The 12,133-nt window shown below is 71.5% G+C and carries 10 protein-coding genes; 4 read left to right on the top strand and 6 right to left on the bottom strand.

Features of this window, described 5'->3' with window-relative positions:
• Positions 1 to 30 precede the first annotated feature (30 nt).
• The 6 genes from ME121_RS02040 to ME121_RS02015 form a co-directional block, all read right to left on the bottom strand.
• Positions 31 to 1,275 carry a glycosyltransferase family 4 protein gene (locus ME121_RS02040; protein ID WP_029360460.1) on the bottom strand — a complete coding sequence of 415 codons (1,245 nt, stop codon included), beginning with the start codon at positions 1,273 to 1,275 and terminating at the stop codon, positions 31 to 33.
• Positions 1,256 to 2,392 carry a glycosyltransferase family 4 protein gene (locus tag ME121_RS02035; RefSeq protein WP_029360461.1) on the bottom strand — a complete coding sequence of 379 codons (1,137 nt, stop codon included), beginning with the start codon at positions 2,390 to 2,392 and terminating at the stop codon, positions 1,256 to 1,258. Before ME121_RS02035 ends, ME121_RS02040 begins: the two co-directional genes overlap by 20 nt.
• 44 nt (positions 2,393 to 2,436) lie before the next feature.
• Positions 2,437 to 3,663, bottom strand: a complete 1,227-nt coding sequence (locus tag ME121_RS02030; protein ID WP_179239931.1) for a glycosyltransferase — start codon at positions 3,661 to 3,663, stop codon at positions 2,437 to 2,439.
• Positions 3,660 to 5,855: a GumC family protein gene (locus ME121_RS02025; protein ID WP_029360463.1), complete on the bottom strand. Its 2,196-nt coding sequence runs from the start codon at positions 5,853 to 5,855 to the stop codon at positions 3,660 to 3,662. Before ME121_RS02025 ends, ME121_RS02030 begins: the two co-directional genes overlap by 4 nt.
• An 11-nt stretch (positions 5,856 to 5,866) precedes the next feature.
• Entirely contained in the window at positions 5,867 to 7,036 is a 1,170-nt protein-coding gene (locus ME121_RS02020; RefSeq protein WP_059408249.1) for a glycosyltransferase, read from the bottom strand.
• Between the two features lie 267 nt (positions 7,037 to 7,303).
• Positions 7,304 to 8,392, bottom strand: coding sequence for an acyltransferase family protein (locus ME121_RS02015; RefSeq protein ID WP_059408248.1), 1,089 nt, complete (start codon positions 8,390 to 8,392; stop codon positions 7,304 to 7,306).
• A 390-nt stretch (positions 8,393 to 8,782) separates the two neighbouring features.
• Between ME121_RS02015 and ME121_RS02010 the strand changes: the two genes are divergently transcribed.
• The 4 genes from ME121_RS02010 to ME121_RS01995 are packed head-to-tail and all read left to right on the top strand — an operon-like array spanning position 8,783 to position 12,126.
• Positions 8,783 to 9,031 (top strand): acyl carrier protein, encoded by a 249-nt coding sequence (locus tag ME121_RS02010; protein ID WP_199825845.1) that lies wholly within the window; start codon positions 8,783 to 8,785, stop codon positions 9,029 to 9,031.
• Entirely contained in the window at positions 9,028 to 10,191 is a 1,164-nt protein-coding gene (locus ME121_RS02005) for an acyl-CoA dehydrogenase family protein (RefSeq protein ID WP_012317209.1), read from the top strand. Before ME121_RS02010 ends, ME121_RS02005 begins: the two co-directional genes overlap by 4 nt.
• The gene (locus ME121_RS02000; protein ID WP_012317210.1) at positions 10,191 to 11,150 is read left to right on the top strand and encodes an amino acid--[acyl-carrier-protein] ligase; all 960 of its coding nucleotides are present in this window, start codon (positions 10,191 to 10,193) and stop codon (positions 11,148 to 11,150) included. Before ME121_RS02005 ends, ME121_RS02000 begins: the two co-directional genes overlap by 1 nt.
• 4 nt (positions 11,151 to 11,154) lie before the next feature.
• The gene (locus ME121_RS01995) at positions 11,155 to 12,126 is read left to right on the top strand and encodes a DUF1839 family protein (protein ID WP_059408247.1); all 972 of its coding nucleotides are present in this window, start codon (positions 11,155 to 11,157) and stop codon (positions 12,124 to 12,126) included.
• The last annotated feature ends 7 nt before the right edge of the window (positions 12,127 to 12,133 follow it).

Raw genomic sequence — 12,133 nt, 5'->3', positions numbered from 1 at the left:
GGGCGTAGTTCGACGACAGGGAGGGGGTCATCATGGACGGCACTCGCTGAAATGCGGGCGCTCCGCGCGGGCGGAAAGCTCGGGAAGCGGTTCGGTGCGGGTCGCGGCGTAGAGGTCGAGGAAGGCGGTCGCGACGGCGACCGGATCGGTGCCGGCGCGGATCCGGGCGGCGCGGGCGAGACCTTCGGCGAGGCGGGCCGGCTCCGCGACGATCCGGGTCATCGCGGCGGCGAGCGCCGACGCGTCGCCCGGCGGGACCAGCCAGGGGCCCGGCCCGACCTGCTCGCCGATGCCGCCGGTGGCGGTGCCGATCACCGGGACGCCGCGCCCGTAGGCCTCCGCCACCGTCCGGCCGAAGGGCTCGGGCCAGACTGGCGGGACCACGAGGCAGTCGAGACCGTCGAGGAAGGCGTCGCGCTCCACGTAGCCCAGGAAGTTGACGGGCAGGCCCTCGGCCAGGGTGCGGTAACGGTCCAGCCCGTCCACGGCGCGGCCCGCGACGGCGAGGCGCCAGCCCGCCTCCGGCAGGCGTCGGCAGGCCTCGAGGAGCACGTCGAAGCCCTTCGCGCCCTCGATCCGGCCCAGATAGCCGAACCGGACCGGCGCGCCGGGCGCGCGCTGCCTCCGCGCCACGGGTGAACCGGGCCGGATCGGGTTCCAGATCACTCGGCGCAGCGACGGCGGCACGTGGGCGAAGAGGCCGGCGGCGAGGTGGCGATCGAGGATGTCCGAGCCCACGGCGGTGACGGCCGTCACGGCGCGCTGGCAGCGCCGGTGCGGCGCCGCGTAGAGGCGGCACTTGAGATGCTGGCCGGCGCAGGAACGCCCGTGGCGCACCATGGCGCCGTTGGTGCAGAGGCTGGTGAAGTCGTGCAGCGTGTGCACGACCGGCACCCCGAGTCGCCGAAGCAGCGGCCAGAGCGCCGGCGGCAGCTCGGAGATGGAGTGGGTGTTGACGAGGTCGGGGGCGAAGTCCCTGACCGCCCGCATCATCCGGTCGAGGGCGTGGCGGTTCCACTGCGCCGCGAGCTTGTAGCGGAGGCGGTCGACCCGCCCGCGCTGGGACCAGTCGAGGATGTGGAACGGCGTTCCGTACCCGGTCCGGTAGACGGTGACGCCGTCCTGCAGGACCGGTCCGCCCTCGGTCCGCGCCGCGCAGGCGACGGCGACGTTGTGGCCGAGCTCCGCCTGGGTCCGGGCGAGAGTCTCGACCATCAGTTCGGCGCCGCCGACCTGCTCGGGCGCGTAGAGCGAGCTAAGGTGCAGGATGCGCATGCGGCACCTCCCGGGCGGTACGCGCCGTCGCGCCGTCCCGCAGCGCGTCGAGCAGCAGTGTCTCGTAGCGGCGGGCGGTTTCGGCCCAGTCGTAGCGCCGGACATTGTCGCGACCGCGGGCGATCAGCGCGGTCCGGAGCCCGGTTTCGTCCAGCAGGCGCCGCAGGCACGCGGTCAGCGCCGCCGCGTCGGCGGGATCGAAGGTGAGGGCGCCGGCGCCCGCGATCTCCGGTGTGGCGGAGCGGTCCGAGCAGATCACCGGGCAGTCGAGGGCCTGCGCCTCCAGAACGGGCAGGCAGAATCCCTCGGCGAAGGACGGGACACACAGGCACAGCGCGCCGCGATAGAGGGCCGCCAGCCTGTCGTCGCCGATATGCGACAGGCGGGTCAGCGGGACCGGCGCGCCGCCGAGCGCCCCTGCGATCGCCTCGTCATGATCCTCGCCGACGTGGACGATCCCGAGTCCCGGCCGCCCGAGCCCGACCACGGCGCGCGCGAGCGTCGCGAAGTTCTTGTTGTACAGGGCGTTGCCGACCGCGAGCACGTACGGCCCCGCGGGGATCTCGGCGGCGGAGCCACCCGCCGTCGGGTCGAGCATGGCCGCGGACGGCACGGTCCGCGTCCGGGCGTGGAGTCGCGGGTAGTGGTGCTCCAGATCGCGCCGCGTCGCCTCCGAGACGGCGATCACCCGGGCGCTGCTGCCGAGGACCAGGCGGAAGATCGGGTCGGTGGTCAGGGCCTCGCGGGAGCGGATGCGCCCGGGCAGCGTGCGGAAATAGAGGTCGTGCACGACGCTGACGCGGGCGCGGCCGCCGAACGCCGCCCCGTAGGGATCGATGTTCAGCACCACGTCGATGGCGCGGGCGCGGCACAGCCGCGGGACGGCGAGGCACTGGCGCAGGACGTCGAGCAGCATGATCCGCGGCCGCTTCACCGTCACGACCTCGACGCGGTCGCGGATCGCCGCCGGCAGCTGATCGCGACGCCAGGGGGAGCGCAGCACCACCGCGAAGGTGCCGCGCGCGACGAGGCCGGCGATCACCCGGAAGGCGACGAGCGCGACGCCCGACGGCCGACCGGCATGCTGGCTCGGCATGTTGACGAGGACGCGCGGCATGGCGGGTCTGACGGCTCCGAACGGGAAAGGGAAACGCGGGCCCGTCAGGCCCGGCCGGCGACCTGGAGGATGATGTCGGTGAGATCGCGCTGCATGCGGTCCGCGCCGTAACGGGACAGCGCCCGCTCGCGCGCGAGCGCCGTGCGCGCCCTGAAGGCGTCGGGAGCGGCGAACAGCGCCGACAGGGCCGCCGCGAGGCGGTCCGGCCGCCGCGGCGGCACCAGGGTTCCGGCCGCGCCGCCGTCGAGGATCTCGGCGGACGCGCCGGCGTCGGTGGCGATCACCGGCACGCCGACCAGCATGGCCTCGACGAGGGTACGGCCGAACGGTTCGGGATCGACCGAGGAGTGCACGACCGCGTCGACCGCCTGCATCAGCCTGGGGACATCGTCGCGCTGGCCGAGGAACAGGACCCGGTCCGACAGGCCGCGCCGCGCCGCGAGGTCGCGCAGATGCGCCGCGTAGGCATCCTCGCCGAAAAGGGGCGCCCCCACCACGACGCAGCGCAGGCCGGGCAGGGTCGCCAGCGCGTCGATCAGGACGTCCTGCCCCTTCCACGGCGCGAGGCGGCTGAAGACGCCGACGAGGGGACCGTCCGGCAGGCCGAGCTCCGCGCGCAGGGCGGCGGCACCGCAGGGCACCGGGTCGACGTCGAGGCCGTTCGGCACGACGCGGATCAGGGACCGGCGCCCGCCGGCCTCGACGAAGGCCCGCGCGGCGGCCTCGGAGGGCACGATCACCCGGGCGGCGCAGAGATTGGCGAGCCGGACCTGCAGGACGCGCTGCGCCCGGCCGAAATGCGCGCCGTCGAGGATGTCGTGCAGGTGCCAGATCAGGGGACGCACGGCGGCGCGGGCCGCCGGGGCGGAGAGCAGGAAAGCCTTCTGCGAGTTGGCGTAGACCACGTCGCAAACACGGGCCGCCCGGGCGATCTCGAGAGCCAGGGCGCCGAGCTGGCCCAGGACCGGCAGCGCGCTCAGGGGGGAGACATCGCGCCGGAGGCCCGCCAGGGCGGACCGTCGGCGCGCGAGGCGGATCTCCAGGCCCTGATCGCGCAGGGCCTCGGTGAGGGCGCCGTCCTCGAACAGGAACGCGGTCGAGCCCGGCCACGGCCGGACGGCGTCGCGGAGCACCAGCTCGGCTCCCGACATGGTGCCGGTGTGACTCACGAACAGGACGCGCGGCCGAGCGGCGACGTCGGAGCGGGTGGCCCGCACCCGGTCAAGGAGGCCGCGCTCGGCGAGCGCTTCGGCGGGAAGCACGTCGGTCATCGCGCGCTCGCGGCCGCCCGGGGATCGGGAAGCGGCATCACGTCGTAGGTCGACTGGATACCCGGGCGGACCATGGTCATGGCGATCCCGAGGACGTGTCCGCCGGCGCGGCGCAGGTTCGCCACGGTCTCGACGGTGTCGGAGAGCTGCGAGCGGCCGTAGCGGGCGCAGCAGAGCACGCCGTCGACTTGGCGGGCGAGCATCGGCGCGTCCATCAGGAGACTCGTGGGCGGCGTGTCGAGGAGGACGAGGTCGTAGCGGCGGCTCCACTTGAGGAAGTCCGCCATCCGGTCGCCCATCAGGAGCTCGGTCGAGTCGGCCGTCGGCGTTCCCGCGGGGATGACGTCGAAGCGTCCGGCCCGGACAACGGCCTCGGCCGGGTCGATCTCGCCGCGGAGCACGCCGCCGAGGCCCGCGCCGCGGCCGAGCCCGAGGGAGGCCTCGAAGTTCGGGCGCCGCAGGTCGCACTCGACCACGAGCACCCGTCGGCCGCTGGCGGCGCCGATCCCGGCGAGCGCGAAGGCCGTGAAGGATTTGCCCTCCCGCGGCTTCGCCGAGGTGACCAGGATGACGCGGGACTTGCCGGCGCCGGCCAGCACGAGATGGGCGTGCAGGTTGCGCAGGACGTTCTGCATCACCGGATAGACCCGCGCCCGCGCCAGGGCCTCCGCGAGGTCGAGCTCGCGCTGGCGCTCGGAGAAGCGGCCGACGAGGCCGGCGGTCTCCAGGCTCGGCAATTGCGCGAAGACCGGTGCGCCGGTGCCCGCCATCAGCTGCGCCGAGGTGCGCACGCGCCGGTCGGTGTAGTCGCGCAGCAGCGCGGCGGCGGCGGCGAGCACGCCGGCGAGCACGAGGCCGCCCGCCAGGAACGGCACGGCCTTGGGCGAGAACGGCTCCTGCGGCAGCTCGGCGAGGCTGACCAGCCGCGTGCTGCCGGTGAGGATCCGCCGCTCGGTCTCGAGCTCGCCCGCGCGCTTCACCAGATCGGCGTAGCGGGTGCGCTTGATCTCGGCGTTGCGCACCATGCCCTCGATCGAGGCCTCGTCGTCCATGGCGGCGGCGGCGTCCGTCTTCGCGGTCTCGAGTTGGGCGCGCAGCGACTTGGCGAGGGTGCTCGAGGCCTCGTAGGACTTGCGCAGGCCCCGCGCGACGTTCCCGATCTCCTGCTCGATCCGCGCGCGCAGGCTCGCCTGCTCGGTCTCGAGCGCCCGGATGACCGGATGGTTCGCGCCCAGCAGGGTGCTCTGGTTGGCGAGCTGCGCGCTGACACCGCTGAGCTGCTGCTTCAGCGAGACGATGGTCGGGCTCGCCAGGACGGCCGGGGCGCTGTCGGCGCCGCGGGCGCCCCTGGCCTCGATCTCGCTCAGCCGCGCGGCGGCGTCCGCTTTGGCGGTCTCGGCCGCGGCGAGCTGCTGGCTGATGCTGGTGAGCCGCTCGGCGCTGATCGGGGCCAGCGAGCCCTTCAGCAGGCCCTTGCGGCGCCGGAAGGTTTGGATGCGGGTCTCGTCGGCCCGGATCGACGCGTCCAGCTGGCTGATCTCGGTGTGCAGCCAGTCGGCCGCCGCCTTGCGGCTCGAGGCCTGCGCCTCGCGCTGGTCTTCCAGGAAGGCGTTGATCAGGCCGTTGGCCATGGTCTGCGCCGTCTCGGGCAGCGGCGACTTGTAGCCGATGGTGATGATGCGCGAGCGGCCGGAGCTCAGGACCGTGTAGCGCCTCTGCAGATACTCGACGAGCGCGTTGCGGTCGGTCGTGAGCTTTGTGCAGGCGGCGTCCTTCTTGTCGCTGATCCGGTCGGGATGACCGCCGGTCGCCGCGTAGCGGCACTCGGCGAGGACCGCGGCGACGAGGTTGTCGTCGATGGCGAGGCGCAGGAGCCGTGGCGAGCGGATCACCAGGATCTGGCTCTCGATGTCCGCCGGGTCGCCGATCTTCTGGATCCAGGCCATCGAGGCGTTGTTGGCGCCCGGCTCGGCCTCGGCGACGATCACCGAGCCGCTCGCCACGTATTGCGGCTGGATCATCAGCAGCGCGGTGACGGCGAGGCCGAGGACCGCGGCGAACACCGCCAGGAACAGGGTCCGGCGATGCCAGATCCGCGCGAGGGCGGCGGCCAGCGGACCGCCGCGCGCCGGCTCCTGGGGGAGGGCCCGGACCGGCGCCCGGTCGGCCAGATCGACAGTCAGGAAGGACATGCGATCTGCCCTCAGCCGACGGCTTCGAGGCGCGGCACGATCCGCGGGCGCGTCTCGCAGGCGGCCCGGTGCAGGGCCATCTGGTCATCGACGAAGTTCGAGAACCGGCTGCGGAACAGCTCGGCCGAGAACGTCTCGGCCTGCGCCCAGCAGGCCTCGCGGGTGAAGTGGCTCTCCTGCAGCAGGAAGCGCCGGACGCACTCGGCGATGGCCTCGGGCTCGGGCACGTCGAAGAACATCCCGGTGCGCTGCGGGCCGCGGGTCTGGACCGTCTCGCGGGCACCGCCGCGGCCCAGCGCGAGGACGGGCGTGCCCTCCGACGTGGCCTCGACCACGATGATCCCGAAATCCTCTTCGGCCGCGAAGATGAAGGCGCGGGCCGTGGCCATGAGGTGGCGCAGCTCCGCGTCGGGCACGAAGCCCGAGAATGTCACGTTGGGCCCCGCGATCTCGCGCAGCCGCGCGGCATCCGGCCCGGAGCCCGCCACCACGAGTTCGAGATCGGGAAGCAGCGCGAAGGCGCGGATCACCGCCTCGACGTTCTTGTAGGGCACGAGGCGGCTGGCCACGAGGAAGTGGTTCGCGCGCGGGCCGTCGTACCGCAGGGTCGGCAGCGTGATCGGCGGGTGGATGACCTCGGCGGTGCGGCCGTAGACCTTGTGGATGCGGCGGGCGACGAAGGCCGAGTTGGCCACGATCGCGTTGGGACCGGCCGCCGTGCGGAAATCCCAGACGCGCATCCGGTGCAGGATCAGCCGGGCGAGCAGGCTCTTCATGCCCGCGTCGCAGCCGCTCTCCCGCAGGTAGGTGTGCTGCATGTCCCAGGCGTAACGCATGGGCGAGTGGATGTAGGAGACGTGGAGCTGGTCGGGCCCGGTCAGGACGCCCTTCGCCACCGCGTAGCTGCTCGAGATGACCAGATCGTAGGCCGACAGATCGAACTGCTCGATCGCGAGCGGCATCAGCGGCAGGTAGTTGCGGTGCCGCGTCCGCGCGAAGGGCATGCGCTGGATGAAGCTCGTCCGCGCCTGCGTGTAGCCCAGCCGCGCCCGGTCTGCGTCGGGCAGGAAGTCGAAGAGGGCGAAGACGTCCGCGTCCAGATAGATCCGCAGCAGCTGCTCGAGGACACGCTCGGCGCCACCGACGATATACAACCAGTCGTGAACAATCGCGACGCGCATCACAGCTTCCTCGTCGGTGCGCCGGACGCTGGAAAATGCATTCCGTCCTGCCGGCCCCGCCTCTGACAGCGAGCGTAGGCACACACGTGAGGGTAATAGAGACGTGATCTCTAAAAAAGGGGTCACCGCGCCAGCAACTATCGAAAATAGTGCTGATTCGAGCCTTAAACCTGACGTGTAAACTTAATTTTTGCGAACGATTAACGTTAAGGTCAGGAGCTCGCCGCGCCGCCGGAATGGGGTTGCCTGCGGACTCGACGCCGCGATCTACGAGGCGATCGGGGCGGGCAGGGGGCCCGGCGAGGGGCGCCGGTCGAGCCGGCGCCGCAGGGCCGCGATCACCGGCGCCTCGACATACCGGAACAGCAACTCCCCCGCGGCCACCGCCGCTGGGAACGCGATCGCGAAGATCAGGACAGCGCGCGCGATGCCGGGCGCGACGACGAGCGCCGCGATCTTGGCGGCGCTGTGCAGCAGCAGATTGTGAACCAGATAGAAGGAGTAGCTGGCATTGCCCTGCGAGAGCAGCCAGCGCGACTTCAACACGATGCCGGCCCGCTCCAGCAGCAGCATCGCGCCCACGATCAGGACGGCCGCGAAACCCCAGACCAGCGGGCGGGCGAACCCCGACAGTTCGGGGCTGGCGCCGAGCGCCTCGGTGACGACCTGGCCGCCGAGGATGAGCAGCACCGCGGCCGCGACGACCGCGCCGGCGACGCGGCGGGCGGGGAAGCCTGCGGGCAACACTCCGAGCCTCAGGTAGGCGTAGCCCAGCCCGATGCCGGCAGCGAACTCGATCAGGATCGGCTTGGTGTAGTACGCCCAGTAGAGGCCCGACGCCGGCAGCAATCCGAGCAGGATCAGCGCGAGGAAGACCGCGGCTGCGCCGAGCGCCCGGACGGCGGGCTTGGGCACCAGCAGCAATCCCGCGAAAACCACGTAGAAGAACATCTCGTAATTGAGGGTCCAGCCTACGGAGTTCAGCGGCTCGATGAAACCACCCCGCGAGAACGGCAGGAACAGCAGGGACTGAACGACGTAATCCGTCCGGATCTCCACGATCCCGATGGGCCTCAGCCCGGTGAGCGCGATCAACGCCAGGCCGATCGTCACGATCCAGTAGACCGGGACGACGCGCGAGGCGCGGCGGAGCAGGAACTCCCCCGGGCTCTCGCGGCGCCCGCTCGTGCTCACGAACATGATGAACCCGGAGAGCACGAAGAACACGTCGACGCCGCTCGCCCCGAAGGCGAAGAGGTCAGGCCGCGGCAGGACGGGGCCGACATAGAGGCCGAAATGCGTGAGGAAGACGAGGTACGAGGCGACGGCGCGCAGGATTTGAAGGTTGTAGATCATCGCGCGCCGGCTGATCGCTGGGCCCGCCCGAGACGGGCGACATCGCGCCCTTATGGCCGAGATGGCCCCACCGCGTCACGACGAGTCCCGAAACGTCCTAAATGGCTCCGGGTCTCGAATTAAGCTCAGGCGGAGCGATTACACGCATGAGTTGCTAGATCCGCGAAATCTCTGGACGGAAGATCACGAAATCAAGAGCTGGAAAGTGATCGTAAAGAGGCGGCCGTCAAATGTGGGACGCCGGCCGCACGGATCTCCCGCTTGCACAGTGCGCCACCCCGTTCTGCCCAGTGCCAGCCGCTATTTACTATTAATCATTAGATAATTTGACGCCGGGCCGATCGGTTCAATAGCGTCTCGACAACTGGAATAAGGAGTTCCGCCTTGAACATCGCTCAGGACATCCGTGAGATTCTCGGCTCGAACGAAGCCTTCGCAGGGAAGGCGGATCACCTCTCCGAGGATGACAGCCTGTTCGATCTCGGCCTGGACTCGTTCGGTTCGGTTCAGCTGATGCTGGGCCTCGAGGAGCGCTTCGGCATCGAGTTCCCCGACGAGCTCCTGAATCGGAAGTCGTTCTCGTCCATCCGCGCCATCCGCGAGGCCGTCTCCTCCCTGATTCAGCAGGAAGCCGCATGAGCACGCTCGCCGCGCGCGCCGAGCGGGCCGCGGCGGTGGCGGCGCGCCACGCCGACGCCGTCGACCGCGAAGGCCGCTTCCCCGTGGAGGCTGTCGCCGCCATGAAGGCCGAGCGCCTGCTCGGCCTCCAGATCCCGGGTCAGCTCGGCGGCGAGGGGGCCGGGCTGGTGCAGATCGCCGAGCTGTGCAGCACGCTCGGGCAGGCCTGCAGCGCGGCGGCGATGACCTTCGCGATGCACCACATCAAGGTGTCCAGCCTCGTGACCCACGGCCTGGACAGCCCCTGGCACGGACGCCTGATGGAGCGGATCGCGCGGGAGCAACTGCTGGTCGCCTCCTCGACCACCGAGGCGGGCATCGGCGGCGACCTCCGGAACAGCCTCTGCGCGGTGGAAACCAACGGCGAGGTCTTCGCCCTCGGCAAGGACGCGTCGGTGATCTCCTACGGCGCCCACGCCGACCTGATCCTCGCCACGGCGCGGCGCCATCCGGACGCGGCGACGTCCGATCAGGTCCTCGTCGCGCTGATGGCCGACCAGGTCTCCCTCGTGCGCACGGGCGACTGGGACACCCTCGGCATGCGCGGGACCTGCAGCGAGGGCTTCCGCCTGGAGGCCCGGAACGTCCCGGTCGAGCAGATCCTGCCGAAGCCGTTCGCGGAGATCGCCGCCCAGTCGATGCTGGCCTCCTCGCACCTGCTTTGGAGCAGCGTCTGGTACGGGATCGCGACCTACGCGGTCGATCGCGCCCGCGCCTTCGTGCAGGCCGAGGCGCGGCGCCGGCCCGGGCAGGTGCCGCCGACGGCGACGCGCCTCGCCGAGGTCTCCAACGCGCACCAGGCCATGCGCGGCACCATCGCGTCGGCCCTACGCCGTTTCGAGGACGCCCACGGGGACGCCGACACGATCGGCTCCGTCGGCTTCTGCGTGATGCTCAACAATCTGAAGGTCACCGTCTCCGACATGGCGGTCGACATCGTGCGGCGGGCGCTCGCGATCGTCGGTCTCGCCGGCTACCGGAACGACACGCCCTTCAGCCTGGGACGGCCGCTGCGCGACGTCCTCTCCGCGCCGCTGATGATCGGCAACGACCGCATCCTCGCCAACACCGCCAAGCTCCTGCTCGTGCAGAAGGGCAGCGGCCAGCTCATGAGTGCGTGATGGAATCGATCTCCTCTCCCGCCGGCGACGTCGTCCTGCTCGAGGACGAGCCGGCCGGCGGCCCGACCTTCCTCGACCGCCTGTTCGACCGCGGCCTGCTCGTCCGGACCGGCGTCGACGGCCTCTACGGCCGCAGCGGCGGCTTCGAGAGCGTCGTCGACGCCCTCGACCGGATGATCACGCGCCTCGGGGCCGCCGAGGGGGCCGAGGTGCTGCGGTTCCCGCCGGCCATGAGCCGCCCGGCCTTCGAGCGCAGCGGCTATCTCAAGGGCTTCCCGAACCTCGCCGGGACCGTGCACAGCTTCTGCGGCGACGCGCGCGGACACGCCGAGATCCTCGCCTGCCTCGAGGCCGGGACCGACTGGACCGGCCAGCAGGAGGCCACCGACGTCGTGCTGACGCCCGCGGCCTGCTACCCGGTCTATCCGGTCGCCGCCGCGCGGGGCGCGCTGCCGACCGAGGGCCGCCTGTTCGACCTGCAATCCTACTGCTTCCGGCGCGAGCCGTCGCTGGAGCCGACCCGGATGCAGCTCTTCCGGATGCGCGAGTACGTGCGCATGGGCAGCCCCGAGCAGGTTCTGGCCTTCCGCGAAACCTGGCTCGAGCGCGGCACGGCCATGATGCGCGCCCTCGGTCTGCCCCTCGCCATCGACGCGGCCAACGACCCGTTCTTCGGCCGCGCCGGCCGGATGCTCGCCAACAACCAGCGGGCTCAGGGGCTGAAGTTCGAGCTGAACGTCCCGGTCAACAGCGTCGACAAGCCGACGGCCTGCCTCAGCTTCAACTATCACCAGGACCATTTCGGCAGCACATGGGAGCTGCGCCAGGCGGACGGCGCGGTCGCTCACACGGCCTGCGTCGGATTCGGCCTGGAGCGGATCACCCTGGCGCTCCTGCGCCACCACGGGCTCGATCTCGCCGCCTGGCCGGAGGCCGTGCGCGCCGAGCTGTGGGATTGAGGCGGTGACCGCCGCTCTGCGCCTGCCGGTCGGTCTCGGAGCCGCGGGACCCCACGTCCCGCACCCGCTCCACGATTCCGGCCGCGACTGGCCGGAGACGAACTGCTACGTCGACCTCTGGATCGAGCTCCTGCACGGCCGCGGCCTCGTGCCGGAGGCGATGCTGGGCTTCACCCTGCGGCAGGATTTCGAGGGCGACCAGTTCACCTTCTTCAAGCCGCCGACCGGCGATATCGAGCGCCTCTACGGTCTGGAAGTGCTGGAACTCGCGGTCTACGGCGGCCTCGAGAACCACGCGGAGATCCAGGCCGCCGCCGGCCGGCCGGTCCTGGTCGAAGTCGACGCGATCTACCTGCCCGACACGCAGGGGACCACCTACGGCCGCGAGCACGGCAAGACCACGATCGGCATCCTGGCCCTCGATCCGGCGGCCCGGGAACTCGATTACCTGCACAATGCGGGTCGTTTCCGGCTCTCGGGGGACGATTACGGCGGCATCTTCGGGCCGGCGACGCTGCCGCCCTACGCCGAGTTCGTGAAGACTGTCGCCCCGCCGCTCGGCACGGCCGAGCTGCCGACGGTGGCGCGCGAACTGCTCGTCCGGCATCGCGCACGCGCACCCCGGCGCAACCCCGTCCTGGCGTTCCGCGACGCCCTCGCGGCGACCGCTGGGGATCTGGTCGTCCGGCCGCTCAGCGTGTTCCACGCCTACGCCTTCAACACGACGCGCCAGCTCGGCGCCAATTTCGAGATGCTCGCCAGCCATCTCACGTGGCTCGAAGACCGGGAGGCCGACGGATTCGCGCCGGCCGCCGCGGCCGCGGCGGATCTGAGCCGCGAGGCCAAGGCCTTCCAGTTCCAGCTCGCCCGCGCCTTCCACCGCCGCTCGGCCGACGGCTTGGCGCCGCGCCTCGACCGCCTCGCGGCGACCTACGACCGCGTCTTCGCGGGTCTCGACCGCGCGCTGGACCGCTGAGCGCCGC

It is taken from the genome of Methylobacterium sp. ME121, from assembly GCF_000974725.1.
In the GTDB taxonomy this organism is placed as follows: domain Bacteria; phylum Pseudomonadota; class Alphaproteobacteria; order Rhizobiales; family Beijerinckiaceae; genus Methylobacterium; species Methylobacterium radiotolerans.
Note: the sequence above shows the minus strand (reverse complement) of the source record. Positions and strands in the feature narration are given on the sequence as shown.